The organism is Sphingomonas hankookensis (genome assembly GCF_028551275.1).
GTDB lineage: Bacteria > Pseudomonadota > Alphaproteobacteria > Sphingomonadales > Sphingomonadaceae > Sphingomonas > Sphingomonas hankookensis_A.
This window is the reverse complement of sequence record NZ_CP117025.1, coordinates 1,148,548-1,166,074: the sequence shown is the minus strand read 5'-3', so window position 1 is coordinate 1,166,074 and position 17,527 is coordinate 1,148,548. Positions and strand designations below refer to the sequence as shown.

At 67.7% G+C, this 17,527-nt stretch carries 10 protein-coding genes; 5 read left to right on the top strand and 5 right to left on the bottom strand.

The window, feature by feature from the left end; translation table 11 throughout:
• Nucleotides 1-64: 64 nt before the first annotated feature.
• The 5 genes from PPZ50_RS05615 to PPZ50_RS05595 form a co-directional block, all read right to left on the bottom strand.
• A complete protein-coding gene (locus PPZ50_RS05615; protein WP_066688214.1) occupies nucleotides 65-1,618 on the bottom strand; it encodes an efflux transporter outer membrane subunit in 1,554 nt (517 codons plus the stop codon).
• Nucleotides 1,615-4,806 carry an efflux RND transporter permease subunit gene (locus PPZ50_RS05610; protein WP_066688213.1) on the bottom strand — a complete coding sequence of 1,064 codons (3,192 nt, stop codon included), beginning with the start codon at nucleotides 4,804-4,806 and terminating at the stop codon, nucleotides 1,615-1,617. The genes PPZ50_RS05615 and PPZ50_RS05610 overlap by 4 nt, the downstream gene beginning before the upstream one ends.
• A 3-nt stretch (nucleotides 4,807-4,809) precedes the next feature.
• A complete protein-coding gene (locus tag PPZ50_RS05605) occupies nucleotides 4,810-6,018 on the bottom strand; it encodes an efflux RND transporter periplasmic adaptor subunit (protein WP_232307851.1) in 1,209 nt (402 codons plus the stop codon).
• 281 nt (nucleotides 6,019-6,299) lie between these two features.
• Nucleotides 6,300-7,583 (bottom strand): L-fuconate dehydratase, encoded by a 1,284-nt coding sequence (locus PPZ50_RS05600; RefSeq protein ID WP_066688212.1) that lies wholly within the window; start codon nucleotides 7,581-7,583, stop codon nucleotides 6,300-6,302.
• Nucleotides 7,584-7,893: 310 nt separating this feature from the next.
• Nucleotides 7,894-8,709, bottom strand: coding sequence for an IclR family transcriptional regulator (locus tag PPZ50_RS05595; RefSeq protein ID WP_066688326.1), 816 nt, complete (start codon nucleotides 8,707-8,709; stop codon nucleotides 7,894-7,896).
• 140 nt (nucleotides 8,710-8,849) lie between these two features.
• Here PPZ50_RS05595 and PPZ50_RS05590 point away from each other — a divergent pair, with 140 nt between their 5' ends.
• The 5 genes from PPZ50_RS05590 to atpA all read left to right on the top strand — a co-directional run bounded on the left by PPZ50_RS05590 (nucleotide 8,850) and on the right by atpA (nucleotide 17,455).
• A complete protein-coding gene (locus tag PPZ50_RS05590) occupies nucleotides 8,850-10,982 on the top strand; it encodes a TonB-dependent receptor (RefSeq protein ID WP_066688211.1) in 2,133 nt (710 codons plus the stop codon).
• A 165-nt stretch (nucleotides 10,983-11,147) separates the two neighbouring features.
• A complete protein-coding gene (locus tag PPZ50_RS05585; protein ID WP_066688209.1) occupies nucleotides 11,148-13,313 on the top strand; it encodes a primosomal protein N' in 2,166 nt (721 codons plus the stop codon).
• A gap of 170 nt (nucleotides 13,314-13,483) precedes the next feature.
• The gene (locus tag PPZ50_RS05580) at nucleotides 13,484-15,016 is read left to right on the top strand and encodes a S1C family serine protease (RefSeq protein ID WP_066688324.1); all 1,533 of its coding nucleotides are present in this window, start codon (nucleotides 13,484-13,486) and stop codon (nucleotides 15,014-15,016) included.
• 331 nt (nucleotides 15,017-15,347) lie between these two features.
• Nucleotides 15,348-15,923, top strand: coding sequence for a F0F1 ATP synthase subunit delta (locus PPZ50_RS05575; RefSeq protein ID WP_066688322.1), 576 nt, complete (start codon nucleotides 15,348-15,350; stop codon nucleotides 15,921-15,923).
• A 2-nt stretch (nucleotides 15,924-15,925) separates the two neighbouring features.
• Nucleotides 15,926-17,455, top strand: coding sequence for a F0F1 ATP synthase subunit alpha (atpA, locus tag PPZ50_RS05570; RefSeq protein ID WP_066688204.1), 1,530 nt, complete (start codon nucleotides 15,926-15,928; stop codon nucleotides 17,453-17,455).
• Nucleotides 17,456-17,527: the final 72 nt, after the last annotated feature.

Genomic DNA, 17,527 nt, shown 5'->3' with positions numbered 1-17,527 from the left:
TCCAGAGCCCCGCAAACAGACGTTGCGTTCTAGACCCTGGACCCCCGCCTACGCGGGGGTACGGTCAACGCATTTGGGCGGACGTCGCGGGAGTCACCGGCACCGGGCCGTTTGGCCCCGCCTCCAGCAGCGAATCGCCGCCCAGCGAACGGTACAGCGTCACGCGGTTGGTCGCCGCGACCAGCTGCGTCGCGACGAGGCGGCGTTGCGCGCTGTAATAGCTGCGCTGCGCGTCGAGGCTGGTGAGGAAGGTGTCGATGCCGCCCCGGTATCTGGCCTCGGTCAGGCGGAACGTGTCCTGCGCGGCGACCAGATTGGCCTGTTCGGCGCGGGTCTGGTCGGCGATGGTCCCCTGCCGCGCGAGCGCGTCGGCGACGTCGCGGAACGCCGACTGGATGGTGCGTTCATAGGTGGCGAGCAGCGCGTCGCGCTGCGCCTTGCTGAACTCGACCCCTGCCCGGCCGGCGCCGGCGCGGAAGATCGGATAGCTGAGCGAGGGCGCGACCGAATAGTTGAACGCGCCGCCGGTGAAGAGCGTGCGCAGCGCGTCGCTGGCGAACCCCACCAGCCCGGTCAGCGACAGGCGCGGGAACAGCGCCGCGCGTGCCGCGCCGATATCGGCATTGGCCGCCAGCAGCTCATATTCCGCCTGCACCACGTCGGGACGGCGCAGCAGGATCGAGGAGTCGATTCCCGCCGGCAGGTTCGCGATGGTCGGCAGCGCGACATCGATCGAGGCGGGCAGCAGCCGGGGATCGATCGGCGCACCGACCAGCAGTTGCAGCGCGTTGATGTCCTGCGCCAGTTGCGTGCGCTGTTCGGCGAGGTCACTTTCGGCGGTGGCGAGGATCTGTTCGGCCTGGCGCACGTCGGTGCGCGGGGCGATTCCGCCCTGCAGCCGGGCGCGGGTCAGCGTGACGCTGCGCCGCGCGCTGGCCGCCGTCGCCTCCGCCACCGCCATCAGGCTGCGGTCGGCGCCATAGGTCGCCCATGCTTCGGCAATGTCGCCGACCAAGGTCAGGCGCGTGGCGCGCGCACCGGCTTCGGTCGAGAAATAGCGGTTCTGCTCCGCCTCGGTCAGCGAGCGGATGCGGCCGAACAGGTCGAGTTCGAACGCGGTCGCGCCGAGGTCGAGCGAGAAGCTGCTGGGCGACCGACCGCTGGTGACGACCGTACCGCCGGTGCCCCCGGTCCCGCCGGTGCCGGTTCCCGGCTGTCCGGTCCCGGTGCCCGTACCGCCGCCACCCGTCCCGGTGCCCGGCACGGCGATGGTCGACGCACCGTCGCCGGTGCCGCGATAGCTGTAACGGGCCGACGCATCGACCTGCGGCAACAGGTCCGCGCGCTGGATGCGATATTGCGCGCGGGCCGCGCGGATATTGGCGGCGGCGATGCGCAGATCACGGTTGTTGGCGAGCGCCTGCTGGACGAGGGTCCGCAGCCCCGGCGCGGTGAAGACCTGTTCGAAGGTCAGCGAGGGCAGGCTCGCCTCGCTTTGCCGCAGATAGGCGTCGCCGACCGGCCATGACGGCGGCACGACCGCGGTCGGCCGTTCATAGGCCGGGGTCATCGAACAGCCGGCGAGCAATGCGGCGAGCGGGATGGTCAGCCGCTTCATGCCTCGGCCTCCTTTTGTGGCTTGTGACGCAGCCTGGCGAGACCGTCGCGCACCCCGCGCCGGACCATCACGAAGAACAGCGGGATGTAGAAGATCGCCAGCACCGTCGCGGTGAACATGCCGCCGATCACCGCCGTGCCGATGGCGATGCGGCTGTTGGCCCCCGCCCCGGTCGAGATGGCGAGCGGCAGCACGCCGAAGATGAAGGCGAGCGACGTCATCAGGATCGGGCGCAGGCGGATGCGCGCTGCCTCCAGCGCGGCATCGATGACGCGCGCGCCCTTCTTTTCCGCCTGTTCGGCGAATTCGATCATCAGGATCGCGTTCTTGGCGGCGAGGCCCATCGTCGTCAGCAACCCGATCTGGAGATAGACGTCGTTCTCCAGCCCACGCAGCGTGACGAAGGCGATCGCCCCGATCAGCCCGAGCGGGATGACCAGCAGCACCGCGATCGGGATCGACCAGCTTTCATACAGTGCGGCGAGGCAGAGGAACACGACGAGGATCGACAGGCCGTAGAGGATCGGCGCCTGCCCCGACGACAGCCGCTCCTGAAACGACAGCCCGGCCCAGGCGACGCTGGTGCCCGGAATCTGGCCAGCGAGTTCGGCGATGCGCTCCATCGCCTCGCCCGAGCTGACGCCGGGTGCCGCCTGCCCCTGAAATTCGAACGAGGGCAGGCCCTGAAAGCGCGACAGGGTGGTCGGGGCGACGGTCCAGCCGGTGCGCGAGAAGGAGGAGAAGGGCACCATCTGCCCGTTCGATCCGCGCACGAACCATTGGCTGAGGTCGGTCGGTTCGCTGCGATAGGGCGCGTCGCCCTGAACGAACACGCGCTTCACCCGGCCGCGATCGATGAAGTCGTTGACGTAGCGGCCGCCCCAGGCGGTCGACAACGTGTTGTTCACATCGCCCTGCGTCAGGCCGAGCGTGGAGAGCCGCTGCTGGTCGATATCGACGTTCAGCGTCGCGATGTCGGGCAGTTCGGACAGGCGCACCCCGGTCAGCATCGGATCGGCATTGGCGGCGGCCAGCAGCTTGTCGCGCGCTTCGGCAAATTCGGCGGTGGTCATGCCGCTGGCGTTCTGCAGCTCCATGGTGAAGCCGTTCGCCTGTCCCAGGCCGCGCACCGCGGGAGGCAGCAGCGCGAAGACCTGCGCATCGCGCAAGCCGCCGAACGCGGCGGAGGCGCGCGCGACGATCGCGTCGGCGCTGTTTTCCTTGCCCTTGCGTTCCGCCCAGTCGGTGAAGTTGATGAACCCCTGCCCGGTATTCTGCCCCGAACTGCCGCCGCCGCCGCCGGCGACGGTCAGGATGGTGCGGATATTGTCCTTCTCATAGGTCAGCAGATATTTCTCGACCGCGCGCTGCACCTCTTCGGTCCGGCTGCGCGTCGACCCGGCGGGCAGCTGGAACCGGACGGTCGCCGCCCCCTGATCCTCGGTCGGCAGGAAGCTGGTCGGCAGGCGGAAGAAGAGGAGCGCGAGGATGGCGAGCACCGCCGCATAGAGTAGCAGATAGAGCCATTTGCGGTCGATGACATGGACGACGCCGCGTTCATACTTCGCCACGCCCCGGTCGAACCGGGTGTTGAAGCCGACGCGGAGCCGTTCGCCGAAATGTGCGACGCGCGGGAATTTGCGTTCCAGCCAGCCGCCCTCGAGGCTGCCGTCCTCGCCGCGCTTCTTCTGCTTGAGCAGGGTCGCGGTCAGCGCCGGCGACAGGATCAGCGCGACCAGCACCGACAGTACCATCGCGGCGACGATCGTCACCGAAAACTGGCGATAGATGACCCCGGTCGACCCGCCGAAGAACGCCATCGGCAGGAACACCGCCGACAGCACGATGCCGATCGCGACCAGTGCGACCTGGATTTCCTCCATCGACTGAATCGTCGCATCGCGCGGCGACATGTCGGGATTTTCTTCGAGCAGGCGCTCGACATTCTCGACCACGACGATCGCGTCGTCGACCAGCAGGCCGATGGCGAGCACCAGTCCGAACAGCGTCAGCGTGTTGATCGAAAAGCCGAAGAGATAGAAGATGCCGAAGGTGCCGAGCAGCACGACGGGCACCGCGATCGTCGGAATCAGCGTCGCGCGCCAGCTCTGCAGGAACACGAACATGACGATGACGACGAGGATGACCGCCTCGACCAGCGTCTTGACCACTTCCTCGATCGACAGCTTGATGAAGGCGGTGGTGTCGTTGGCATAGGCGAAGGTCAGCCCGGCGGGAAATTTGGCCGATTGGCGTTCGACCTCCGCCTTGACCAGCTCGGCGGTCTCCAGCGCGTCGGCGCCGGGCGCGAGGCTGATGGCGAGGCCGGCGCCGGGATGGGCGTTGACCCGGCTCAACGCCGCGTAGTTTTCCTGGCCCAGTTCGATGCGCGCGACATCGGCGAGCCGCACGGTCGAGCCGTCGGGCAACGTCTTCAGGATGATCGCCTGAAACTGCGCCGGGGTCTGGAGCCGCGACTGGGCGGTGACGGTGGCGTTCAACTGCTGTTCGGGGCCGGACGGCTGGCCGCCCAGTTCGCCCGCGGCGACTTCGGTATTCTGGTTCTGGATCGCGGTGATGACATCGCCGGGCATCAGCGAGAAGGAGGCGAGCTTCGCCGGGTCGAGCCAGATGCGCATCGCATATTGCGATCCGAACACGTTGGTTTCGCCGACGCCGTTGATCCGCGCCAGCGGCTCGACGAGGTTCGCCTCCATATAGTCCGACACGTCGCCATTGGTGCGCTGGTCGGTTTCGTCGAAAATGCCGACGATCATCAGGAAGTCGGGGTTCGACTTGGTGACGCGGATACCCTGCTGCTGGACCTGTTGCGGCAGGCGCGACAGGGCCTGCTGCACCTGGTTCTGCACCTGCACCTGCGCGATATCGGGATCGACGCCCTTGTCGAAGGTCGCGCTGATCGTCACCTGCCCGCGCGAGCTGCTTTGCGAGCTGAAATAGAGCAGGCCATCGATGCCGGTCAGCTGCTGTTCGATGATCTGGGTGACCGAGTTCTGGATCGTTTCCGCATTCGCACCGGGATAGGTCGCGCGGATATTGACCTGTGGCGGGGCGACGTCAGGATATTGGGCGATCGGCAGCGACAGGATCGCGCCCAGCCCGCCCAGCATCACGATGATCGCGATCACCCATGCGAAGATCGGGCGGTCGATGAAGATACGTGACATGGCTTATCCCGCCTTCTGTGACGTGGCAGCCTTGTCGCCCTGCGGCTTGGGTTGAACGCGTTGCGGGGTATTGGCCGGGACCGGCCGGACCTTCGCGTTAGGGCGCAGGTTCGCGGTCCCCTGCGTAATCACCTTGTCGCCGGGGTTGAGGCCACCGGTCACGACCCAGAATTCGCCCTGGGTGCGGTCGGCCTGCACCGTCTTTTGCACGGCGGTATCGTTCGGGCCGACGACGAAGACGGTCGCCTGCCCCTTGGGATCGCGCTTCACCGCCTGTTGGGGCACGAGGATCGCGCGCTGGTCGATCGCTTGCGCGAATTGCGCGCGGACGAACATGCCGGGCAGCAAGATGCCCTGGGGATTGGGGAAGCGGGCGCGCAGCGTCACCGTGCCGGTCTGGGCATTGACCATCACCTCGGCGAACTGGACCGTGCCGGTCTGGCCGAAGTCGCTGCCGTCCTCCAGTTTCAGGCGGACAGCGGCCGATGCCGGGACCACCCCGCCGCTGGCCAGCTCGCGACGCAGCGCAAGGAGGTCGGCGGCAGATTGCTGGATATCGACGAAGATCGGGTCGAGCCGCTGGATCACCGCCAGCGGATCGGCCTGGTTGGTGGTGACCAGCGCGCCTTCGGTGAAATAGCTGCGCCCGATCCGTCCGGTGATCGGTGCGGGGACGTTGGTGAAGGACAGGTTCACGCGCGCCGTCTCCAACTGCGCCCGGCTCTGTTCGACGGCGGCGGCGGCCTGACGCGCCTGCGCGGCGGCGTCGGTATAGTCCTGGCGGCTGACCGCCTCGATCTCCGCCAGCGGGCGGTAGCGTTCGGCGCGGACGCGGGTCGCCTCGGCATTGGCGCGGGCGCTGTTGAGGTTGGCGACCGCTTCATTGGCCTGCGCACGATAGAGGCGCGGATCGATCTGGTAGAGCGTCTGTCCGGCACGGACCAACGCGCCTTCGGTGAAATAGCGTTTGCGGATCAGCCCGGCGACCTGCGGACGGACCTCCGACTGCTGGAACGCGACGACCCGCGCGGCGAGATCGGCGGTCTGGGCGACGCTGGTGGGTTGCACCACGACGAAGCCGACCTGTGCCGGTCCCTGGTTGCCGCGGCCGTTCTTCGTCGCCTTTTCCTCTCCACCGCCGCAGGCAGACAGCGCGATCAGGACGGGCAGCAACAGGAACGGGCGGACGCGCGGCGACGCGGATCGGATCAAGGCGACAACCTTTGCGACAGGAAAGCGGCGCGGATGCGCCGACGCACAACCATCGCCACATCCGAAAGTTTCAGATGCGATTTCATACGCGCCACGTCGAATGGCGCAATGCGAAGGTTGTCGCAATTTGTCGCGGACAGGCAACGAAGCGCGATTTGCGACAGAAGCGTGTCGCTCTCCACCGTCACCCCGGGCCTGACCCGGGATCCCGCTTTTCACCCCTAGCAGAAGAAGAATCGGGACCCCGGCTCAAGGCCGGGGTGACGGCGAACGACTTGAGGTCAGCGCGAACCCGTCCAGCGATGCGCTGCCATCGATTCCGGCTTCATCTCGATCGAATAGCCCGGCCGCGTCGGCGCGCGATAGGCGCCGTTTTCGACCACGCAGGGGTCGAGGAAATGTTCGTGCAGGTGATCGACGAACTCGGCGGCGCGGTCGTGCTTCACGCCCGAAAAGCACAGATAGTCGATCATCGAGAGGTGCTGGACATATTCGCACAGCCCCACGCCCCCGGCATGCGGCCACACGGCGAGGTTGAAGCGCGCGGCCATCAGCAGCACCGCCAGCACCTCGTTCACGCCGCCCAGGCGACAGGCGTCGATCTGCACCACGTCCAATGCGTGGCGCATGATGAACTGTTTGAAGACGATGCGGTTCTGGCACATCTCGCCGGTGGCGACCTGCACCGGCTTCACCCCCTCGCGGATCGCGCGATGCCCCTCGACATCGTCGGGTGAAGTTGGCTCCTCGATGAAGCGGGGCTTGGCGAAGGCGAGGTCGTTGACGCGGGCGATCGCCTCCGACACTTCCCAGACCTGATTGGCGTCGATCATCAGGTCGATGTCCGCCCCGACCGTCTCGCGGGCCAGCGCCACGCGGCGGCGATCGTTGGCGGGATCGCCGCCGACCTTCAGCTTGATGTGGGTGAAGCCCTCGGCGACCGCTTCCTTGCACAGGCGGACCAGCTTTTCATCGGAATAGCCGAGCCAGCCGGGCGAGGTGGTATAGGCGGGATAACCCTCCGCCAGCAGCGTCGCCCGCCGTTCCGCCTTGCCGATCGCGCGTTCCTCCAGCAGCGCGACCGCTTCGTCGGGGGCGATGCAGTCGGTCATGTAGCGGAAGTCGATCAGCCCGACGATCTCGGCCGGGGTCATCGACCCGATATAGTCCCACAAAGGCAGGCCCGCCGCCTTGGCCAGCAAATCCCACACCGCATTGACGACCGCGCCGGTGGCGAGGTGGATGATCCCCTTTTCCGGGCCGACCCAGCGCAGCTGGCTGTCGCCGGTGATCCGTCGCCAGAAGCCGGCACCGTCTTTGCGAATATCGTCGAGCGCCAACCCCTCGATCAACGGCGCCAGCGTCGCGATCGCCGCGCAGCACAGGTCGTTGCCGCGCCCGATGGTGAAGGTCAGGCCGTGCCCCTCCAGCCCCGGCGTGTCGGTTTCGAGGATGCAATAGGCCGCCGAGTAGTCCGGCTCCGGATTCATCGCGTCGGAGCCGTCGAGAAAGGCAGAGGTCGGAAACCGGATGTCGTGGACCGATAGCCGGGTGATGATCGTCATACGCAGCCCCCATGGGGCGCCGCCCGTGAATGTTCGATCCGCCCCGTTCCGGTCGTCATCCCCGACGCCGAAGTGTTTTCATATTTGAACGTAGTTTTTCATGCAACTGGAAAGCGTGGTGGGCGGGGAGGCACACGTCAAACACCGTACCCCCGTGCAGCCAGGAGTCACGGCTTGGCCCGCGAGAATAGCCCTATGCCCGACCGTACCCCCGCGCAGGCGGGGGTCCAGGGCGGCAAACGCAACCTGTTGTTCTGCTCGGCTCTGGACCCCCGCCTGCGCGGGGGTACGGAACGGTTGTCGGCGCCCTTCAGGGATGATGGTCATCGTCGACCAGTTGTTCCGAAATCCGTGCTGCGGCCGCCTGTACCGCCGCCGCCGCCGCGTCGGTCGTGTCGGCCTCGCCCAGTTTCGACAGATAGGGCATGGTCAGCGCCGCCGCCGCGACGCCGCCGCGCAGGATCGGCGCCGACAGGTCGGTCACGCCGCTGACGAAGCGGCTGGGGGTGCGCTCGATCCCGGCGGCGCGGACTTCCTCGGCATGGGTGCGGAAGGTCGCCAGCGCCTCGGGCGTCGGCCTGGGGTCGAGCATCGCTTCCCACCGCGCGCGCACATCGTCGGGCTGGAAGGCGTAGAGCACGACGCCCGACGCCGCCTGCAACAGCGGCCGGCGATAGCCGACCCGGACCGAGAAGCCGAGCTGGTCGGCCGATTCCATCCGCGCGATGACCGCCATGTCGCCCATGGTGTGCACCGCGACATGGCACGATTGGCCGGTTTCCTGCGCCAGCTGCCGCATCTCGGGCAGCGCGACCTCGATCAGATAGCGGGTGCGCGGCTGGTTCATGCCGAGCGAGAACAATCGGTCGCTGAGCGTATAGCCGTCCCCGCCCGCCTCGGTCGTCAGATAGCCGCGATATTCCAGCACCTGCACCATGCGGAACAGCTCACCATGCGATCGGCCCAAGCGCTGCACGATCTGCGTCAGCGTCAGCGGGGTCGTCACCCCGGCCAGCAGTTCGAGGATGTCGAGCCCCTTTTCCAGCGCGGGCGCGCGGTAGCGGCGGTCGTCGGCGGCTTCGGCATCGGCGGTGTCGGCGGGCGTCGCGGCGGTCTTGCTCGTCATGGCGCGGACCTTTGCCGGAAACGAAAGGGTACGCAACCCGAGGGTGCGCGACGCCATCACCGCTGCGATGCACAAAGTCGTGGTATGTTGTATCATATTACGCTACCGGATCGAGTCTCGATAAACTGGAGTGCTTCGCAATGTTCCGTCCCGCCCTGTGGCTGTCGACCACCGCCCTGGCCCTGCCCGCCGCCGCCTTTGCCCAGAGCACGACCGCGCAGGGCACCGCGACGACGACCGACGGCTATCATAGCGAGGCCCCGCCCGAGATCATCATCACTGCCCCCTATCAGCGCAACCAGGCCGATATCCTGTCGGGCACCAGCGTGCTGAGCGGCGAGAATCTGACCCGCGAACTGCGCCCGACCATCGGTGAGACGCTGGCCCGCCAGCCCGGCGTATCGGCGACCAGCTTCGGCCCCAACGCGTCGCGCCCGGTGCTGCGCGGCCTGCAGGGCGAGCGCGTGCGCGTGCTGACCGACGGCATCGGCAGCTTCGACGTGTCCAACACCTCGGTCGACCACGCCGTCGCGATCAATCCGCTGACCGCCGACCGGATCGAAGTGCTGCGTGGCCCCTCGGCGCTGCTGTTCGGGTCGTCGGCGATCGGCGGCGTGGTCAACGTCATCGACAGCCGCATCCCGCGCCGGGTGCCCGACGAACCGATCCATGTCGACGCGATCGCCACCTATGGCTCCGCCGCGAACGAGCGCAATGCGTCGGCGGCGGTCGACGTGCCGGTGACCGACAAGGTCGTGTTCCACCTCGACGGCACCTATGGCAAGACCGACGACCTGCGCACCGGCGGCTACCTGTTGTCGCGCCCGTTGCGGGCGCAGGCGGCGGCGAGCGACGAGGCGGAGGTGCGCGAGCTGGCCGACCTGCGCGGGCGGCTGCCCAATTCGCAGTCGCGGATGTGGGAAGTGGCCGGCGGTGCCGCGATCGTGACCGATACCGGCAATCTCGGCTTCTCGGTCAGCCATCTCGACAATCGCTACGGCGTGCCCGAGCGGTTCGACGTCGCCGAGCATGACCACGACCATGAAGGCGAAGAAGGGGGCGAGGAAGAGGGTCACGGCCACGAGCAGGTGACGCTGCACGTCCGCCAGACCCGCGCCGACATGCGCGCCGAGGTGAATACCGGCGACGGCTTCATCGAAAAGCTGCGCGTGCGCGGCGGCATCGCCGATTACCGCCATGACGAGATCGAGGATACCGGCGAGATCGGCACCAGCTTCTACAATCGCGGGCTGGAAGCGCGTGTCGAGGCGGTGCAGGCGGCACGCGGCGCATGGCGCGGCGCGTTCGGCGGGCAGATGTATATCCGCGACCTGAACATCATCGGCGAAGAGAAATTCATTCCCAAAAGCGAGACGCAGCAATTCGGCCTGTTCACGCTCCAGTCGTTCGACCTAGGCGCGTTCCGTGCCGAAGCGGGCGGGCGCTATGAATATTCGGTCGCCCGCGCCGCGGCCGATATCGATCTCGGCAACGACAATATCCGCCGCCGCTTCAACAGCTTTTCCGGCTCGCTCGGCGCCAGTGTCGGGCTGGCGGACAATGTCCGTTTCGGCCTGAACGCCAGCCATACCGAACGTGCGCCCTCGGCCGAGGAACTGTTCGCCAACGGCCCGCATGCCGGCACGCAGGCGTTCGAAATCGGCAACCCGGGCTTTGCCAAGGAAATCAGCGACGGGCTGGAAGCGACGCTGAAGGGGTCGGGCGACGGCTACAGCTTCGGGTTGTCGGCCTATCACAACTGGTTCCGCAACTTCATCTACGAGAACCCGACCGGCGAGGAGGAAGATCACCTGCCGGTGTTCCAATATTCGCAGGCGGATGCGCGGCTGTGGGGGTTCGAGGCGGAGGCATCGGCGCGCGTCGCGACCTTCGGCGAGACGGCGATCAATATCGACGGCCTGGCCGATTATACCCGCGCGACGATCGTCGATCGCGGCCCCGCCCCGCGCATCCCGCCGCTGCGCGTGCTGGGCGGTGTCGAGGCGCAGGGCCGGCTGGTGCAGGTGCGCGGCGAGGTCGAGCATGTGACCGCGCAGGACCGTGTCGCCGAGCTGGAGACGGTGACGCCGGCCTATACGATGGTCAACGCCTCGGTCTCGCTGCGGCCGTTCGGGCGCGACAGCAAGACGACGCTGATGGTGTCGGCGAACAATATCTTCGACGTCGAGGCGCGGCGGCATGCCAGCTTCCTCAAGGACTTCGCTCCGCTGGCCGGGCGCGATATCCGGGTGACGGCGCGACTGGCGCTGTAAGGCCTGGCAACAACGATCCGTACCCCCGCGCAGGCGGGGGTCCAGGGTTATGGCCACGAGGCTTCGGCTCGGTTGGGCTCTGGGCCCCCGCCTTCGCGGGGGCACGTTCTCTTTACGGTCCGGCGATGGTTCCCCATTCGCCGCCGCGCGCCTATCTACCTGTCCATGTCCCGCGCCCGCGTCCTCCTGCTCAACGCTGCACTCGGGCCGCTCGACTACCGCGTGCCGCATGGCATGACCGTCGAACCCGGCTCGATCGTCACCGCCCCGCTCGGCCCCCGGCAGTTGCTGGGCGTGGTGTGGGATGCCGAGCGGCTGGCGGCGGAAGAGGTCGGCGACAACCGGCTGCGCCCGCTGCTGGCGGCCGCCGACGTGCCGCCGATCGCGGCGCCGCTTCGCCGGTTGGTGGAGTGGACGGCGGGCTATTATCTCGCCGCGCCGGCATCGGTGCTGCGCATGTGCCTTGCCTCCACCTCGGCGCTGGAGGGGGCGAAGCTCGCCATCGAATATCGTGCGACCGGCGTGGTGCCCGACCGCATGACGGCACAACGCGAACAGGCGCTGGAGCGGATCGGCGAGCGGCGCGGGCTGGTGCGCGAACTGGCTGCCATCGCCGATGTGTCCGACGCGGTGATTCGGGGGCTGGTCAAGCTCGGCGCGATCGAGGCGGTGTCGGTCGATATCGACCAGCCCTATCCGACCCCCGACCCCGACCATCACCAGCCGGCACTTTCCGACGACCAGCAGGCGGCCGCCGACCGGCTGACCGGGGCGGTCGATGCGCACGCCTTCCACCCCTTCCTGCTCGACGGCGTCACCGGATCGGGCAAGACCGAAGTGTATTTCGAAGCAGTCGCGGCGGCGATCCGGCAGGATCGGCAGGTGCTGGTGCTGCTCCCCGAAATCGCGCTGACCGAACCGTTCCTCAAGCGCTTCACCGCGCGCTTCGGCTGCGAGCCGGTGCCGTGGCACAGCGACCTGCGCTCGACCCAGCGGCGCCGGGCGTGGCGCTCCATCGCCAGCGGACAGGCGAAGGTCGTGGTCGGCGCGCGTTCGGCGCTGTTCCTGCCCTATGCCAATCTCGGGCTGATCGTCGTCGACGAAGCGCACGAGACGAGCTTCAAACAGGAAGAAGGGGTGCATTATCACGCCCGCGACGTGGCGGTGATGCGCGGGCTGTTCGAGAAATGCCCGGTGATCCTTGCCAGCGCCACGCCGGCGATCGAGACGCGGCAACAGGTGGTGCAGGGCCGCTATACCGAGGTGAAGCTGCCCGGTCGCTATGGCAAGGCGCAACTGCCGACGATCGAGGCGATCGACCTGATCGAGCAACCGCCCGAACGCGGTCGCTGGATCGCGGCACCTTTGGTCAAGGCGATCGACGAGACGCTGGGCCGACACGAACAGGCGCTGCTGTTCCTCAACCGGCGCGGCTATGCGCCGCTGACCTTGTGCCGCTCGTGCGGGCATCGCTTCCAATGTCCCAATTGCACGGCGTGGATGGTCGAGCACCGGCTGATCCACCGGCTGTCGTGCCATCATTGCGGGCATGTCATTCCGACGCCGCGCGCCTGCCCCGAATGCCAGGCGGAGGACGCGCTGGTCGCGTGCGGTCCCGGCGTCGAGCGGATCGCGGACGAGGCGGCGGCGCTGTGGCCGACCGCGAAGATCGCCATCGTCACCTCCGACACCATCTGGTCCCCGGCCAAGGCGGCGGAGTTCGTGGGCCGGATGGAGGCGGGTGACATCGACATCGTCGTCGGCACGCAGCTGGTGACCAAGGGTTATCATTTTCCCAACCTGACCTGTGTCGGGGTGATCGACGCCGATCTGGGGCTGCAGGGCGGCGACCTGCGCGCGTCGGAGCGGACGTTCCAGCAGATCGCGCAGGTGGCGGGTCGGGCGGGGCGCGGGACCAAGCCCGGCCATGTCTATATCCAGACGACGCAGCCGGGCGCGCCGGTGATGCAGGCGTTGATCTCGGGCGATGCCGACAGCTTCTATGCCGCAGAGACCGAAGCGCGCGAGGAGGCGGGCGTGCCCCCCTTCGGCCGCTATGCCGCGATCATCGTGTCGTCGGAGGACAAGGGCGCGGCGGAGGCGACCGCCCGCGCGATCGGCCGCGCCGCACCGCAGGTGGAGGGGTGTCACGTCTATGGCCCCGCCCCCGCGCCGCTCGCCATGCTGCGCGGGCGGCACCGCTTCCGCCTGCTGGTGCATGCCACCCGCAGCCTCGACGTGCAGGACGTGATCCGCGACTGGCTGGACGGGGTCGAATGGGGGACGAAGGTGCGGGTGGCGGTGGACGTCGATCCGTATAGTTTCGTGTAGCTTCCTGCGTGATCCGTGCCCCCGCGCAGGCGGGGGTCCAGAGCCACTCACGTCACGCTTTGTTACTCTGGATCCCCGCCTGCGCGGGGATACGGAAACGAGCCCCCCCTTGCCCCGCGCCCTACTTTCGCCGAAACGGCGGCGTCATGGGGAAAGACGGGATGCCGATCATGCGATTGCTGACCTGCTGGCTGGCGGCGCTGGCCGCGTTGCTGGTGTTCACCGCACCGGCCCACGCCGACGATGTGTCGGCGGCGGCGCGCGGCGTCGTGCGGGTCGTGGTGATCGCGACCGTCGATGGCGAAATGGTCGATGTCGAACACGGCACCGGCTTCGCCATCGCGCCCGGCCGGATCGTCACCAACGCGCATGTCGTCGAACTGCTGGAACGCTATCCCGGCGAAGCGGTCGTCGGCGTGGTCCCGTCGGAGGGCGACAAGTCGTTCGAGGGCCGCGTGCTGCGCATCGACAAGTCGCGCGACCTGGCGCTGATCGAGGTCGGCGGCGTGCGCCTGCCCCCGCTCACCCTTTATACCGGGCCGCTGGGCGAGAGCGATCCGCTGATCGCGCTCGGCTATCCGGGGAATGTCGATCTCGCCACCGCCCGGTCAGCGGATGATTTCGTAACGCCGACCGCGCCGGTGCGCTCGCAGGGCGTGATGTCGGGCAACCGCACGCTGGAGGGGACCGCCGTGCTGGTCCACACCGCCAGCATCGCGCGCGGCAATTCTGGCGGGCCGCTGCTCGACCGGTGCGGCCGGGTGCTGGGCGTCAATTCTGCGCTGACCCGCGGCGAAGAGGGTGACGCGAGCTTCGCCTTCGCCATTGCGGACGCCGAACTAATCGCGTTCCTGCGCGAGGCGAGCCAGCCCGTCTCGACCATCACCACCCCCTGCCTGACGCTGGCCGATGCCGATGCGCGCGACCGAGCCGATGCCGAACGGCAGAGCATCGAGGATCGCGAGCGCGCCCGTGCCGCCGCCGAACGCGCCCGCGACGACCGCGAAGCCGCGCTGGAAAAGGCCCGCGCCGACAATGCCGAGACTCGCGAGAACATGATCGCCATCGCCGCCGTACTGCTGGCGCTGTCGGTGCTGGCAGCCGGCTATGCCGGGATGCTGGCAACGCGGCGGCTGAAGAAGCAGAAGCGGCAGGCGCGGCTGGCGGCGATCGCGGGCGGGGTGTTCTTCGTCGCGGCGGTCGCGACGTTCGTGCTGCGGCCCGATTTCGATCCCGAATCGGTTGCCCCCGCCGACGAATCGGGCAGCACCGCCGCGACCCGTGCGACGCCGCTGTCGGGCGCGCTGCAATGCGCGCTGGTGCCCGAACGCAGCCGGATCATCCAGCCGCCAGTCGAAACCGTCCGCTTCGATTGGCGGGCGGACGGGTGCATGAACGGCCGCACCCAATATGCCGAGGCCCCGGGCGGCGGCTGGGAACGGATTCTCGTGCCGAACGAGGATGCGACGGTGTCGGTTCTGCGCTTCGATCCGGTCAGCGGCAGCTATACCAACAGCCGTTACCTGTTGTCGGCCGACGCGATGGAGCGGGCGCGGACGCTGCGCGGACAGGTACAGCAAAAGGCCTGCGCCGCCGACACCGGCGGACGCGCCGCGCTGGCGACGCAGCAATCGGCGATTCGGACGGCGTTGCCCGCGCAGGTGAACGAACGGCTGGTGTATCGCTGCACGGCGGCGAAGTAACCTTCTCCGGGCATTACCGTACCCCCGCGTAGGCGGGGGTCCAGCGTTACAAGCGCTGCCGGTCGCGGCTCTGGATCCCCGCCTGCGCGGGGATACGAGCTGACCCGAAATCGGGACATGTCATTCCCCGTTCAGCTTGGGTTCGAATCGGATTGAGCGAACCGACCTCCCACAAAGCTTGCGAAATCGTGACACCGATGCTAGCGGCCCCACGACCCATCGGGGGCGCATGGGCCGGTCAGCGGCGCGACATCGGTCGCGACGGCGGTTGGAATGGCGGCCCCCTTTCATGCATGGGATTTTGAAGTTGACCCCTGACAAGGACGCGCGCGTGGAGACATCCGGCGGAACTACTGGTGGCGGCGGTACGATCCAGGCGAGCCTGGGCGGCCGCTATGCGACCGCGCTGTTTGACCTCGCCCGGCAGCAGGGCCAGCTGACGGCTGTCGAATCGAGCCTGAAGACGGTGTCGTCGGCCATGACCGAGTCGGCGGACCTGTCGGCGCTGGTGAAAAGCCCGCTGGTCGGTCGCGACGACGCGGCCCGCGCCATTGCCGCGCTGGTCCCGGTGCTGGGCCTCGACCCGCTGACCGCCAATTTCCTCGGCGTACTGGCGCAGAATCGTCGCCTGGGCGACCTGCCCGCGATCATCCGCGCGTTCCGCGACCTCGCCGCCCGTTCGCGGGGCGAGACCAATGCGGAAGTCGTTTCGGCCCACCCGCTGGACGATTCTCAGGTCGACGCGCTCAAGCAGCAGCTGCGTCACCGCGTCGGCCGCGAGGTCGCGATCGACCTGAAGGTCGACCCCACTCTCCTTGGCGGACTGGTCGTGAAGATCGGCAGCCAGATGATCGATAGCTCGATCAAGACCCGACTGAACACGCTCGCGCACGCGATGAAAGGCTGAACATGGATATCCGCGCCGCAGAAATCTCGAAGGTCATCCGCGACCAGATCGCCAATTTCGGCACCGAAGCGCAGGTTTCGGAAGTCGGCCAGGTGCTGTCGGTCGGTGACGGCATCGCCCGCATCCACGGGCTCGACAACGTCCAGGCGGGCGAAATGGTCGAGTTCGGCGGCGGCATCCAGGGCATGGCGCTGAACCTCGAAGCCGATAACGTCGGCGTCGTGATCTTCGGATCGGACTCGTCGATCAAGGAAGGCGACACCGTCAAGCGCACCGGCACCATCGTCGACGTTCCGGTCGGCAAGGGCCTGCTGGGTCGCGTGGTCGATGGTCTGGGTAACCCGATCGACGGCAAGGGGCCGATCGTTTCGGAACAGCGCGCCCGCGTCGACGTGAAGGCGCCGGGCATCATCCCGCGCCAGTCGGTCAGCGAACCGATGCAGTCGGGCCTGAAGGCGATCGACGCCCTCGTGCCGGTCGGCCGTGGCCAGCGCGAACTCATCATCGGCGATCGTCAGACCGGCAAGTCGGCGGTCGCGATCGACACCTTCATCAACCAGAAGACGGCGAATGCCGGCTCGGATGAATCCAAGAAGCTGTACTGCGTCTATGTCGCGGTCGGCCAGAAGCGCTCGACCGTCGCCCAGCTGGTGCGCACGCTCGAAGAAAACGGCGCGATGGAATATTCGATCGTCGTCGCCGCAACCGCGTCGGACCCGGCTCCGCTGCAGTACCTTGCGCCCTACACCGGCACCGCGATGGGCGAATATTTCCGCGACAACGGGATGCACGGCCTGATCGTGTTCGACGATCTGTCGAAGCAGGCGGTCGCCTATCGCCAGATGTCGCTGTTGCTGCGCCGTCCGCCGGGTCGCGAAGCCTATCCGGGTGACGTGTTCTACCTGCACAGCCGCCTGCTGGAGCGCGCCGCCAAGATGTCGGACGCCAATGGCGGCGGCTCGCTGACCGCGCTGCCGATCATCGAAACCCAGGCGGGCGACGTGTCGGCCTATATCCCGACCAACGTGATCTCGATCACCGACGGCCAGATCTTCCTCGAAACCGACCTGTTCTTCGCCGGCATCCGCCCCGCGATCAACGTCGGCCTCTCGGTCAGCCGCGTGGGTTCGGCCGCGCAGACCAAGGCGATGAAGAAGGTCGCGGGCAGCATCAAGCTGGAGCTGGCCCAGTATCGCGAAATGGCCGCCTTCGCGCAGTTCGGCTCGGACCTCGACGCGTCGACGCAAAAGCTGCTGAACCGCGGTGCGCGTCTGACCGAGCTGCTCAAGCAGGCGCAGTTCTCACCGATGCCGTTCGAGGAGCAGGTCGCGTCGATCTTCGCCGGCACGCAGGGCTATCTCGACACCGTTCCGGTGAACGACGTCGTCCGCTACGAACAGGCGATGCTGTCGGATCTGAAGGCGAACCACCCGCAGGTGCTGGCCAAGATCCGCGACACCAAGGATCTGGGCGACGAGGCGAAGTCGGGGCTGAAGGCCGCGCTCGACCAGTTCGCGAAGACCTTCGCGTAACCATCAGGCCCTCTCCCCTCCAGGGGAGAGGGTTGGGAGAGGGGCGAGCGGGACCGTCGTTGCGACAGCCCC

Coding starts and splice junctions, on each gene's coding strand:
- PPZ50_RS05615 (WP_066688214.1), bottom strand. CDS start 1,618: ATGAAGCGGCTGACCATCCCGCTCGCCGCATTGCTCGCCGGCTGTTCG.
- PPZ50_RS05610 (WP_066688213.1), bottom strand. CDS start 4,806: ATGTCACGTATCTTCATCGACCGCCCGATCTTCGCATGGGTGATCGCG.
- PPZ50_RS05600 (WP_066688212.1), bottom strand. CDS start 7,583: ATGACGATCATCACCCGGCTATCGGTCCACGACATCCGGTTTCCGACC.
- PPZ50_RS05595 (WP_066688326.1), bottom strand. CDS start 8,709: ATGACGAGCAAGACCGCCGCGACGCCCGCCGACACCGCCGATGCCGAA.
- PPZ50_RS05590 (WP_066688211.1), top strand. CDS start 8,850: ATGTTCCGTCCCGCCCTGTGGCTGTCGACCACCGCCCTGGCCCTGCCC.
- PPZ50_RS05585 (WP_066688209.1), top strand. CDS start 11,148: ATGTCCCGCGCCCGCGTCCTCCTGCTCAACGCTGCACTCGGGCCGCTC.
- PPZ50_RS05580 (WP_066688324.1), top strand. CDS start 13,484: ATGCGATTGCTGACCTGCTGGCTGGCGGCGCTGGCCGCGTTGCTGGTG.
- atpA (WP_066688204.1), top strand. CDS start 15,926: ATGGATATCCGCGCCGCAGAAATCTCGAAGGTCATCCGCGACCAGATC.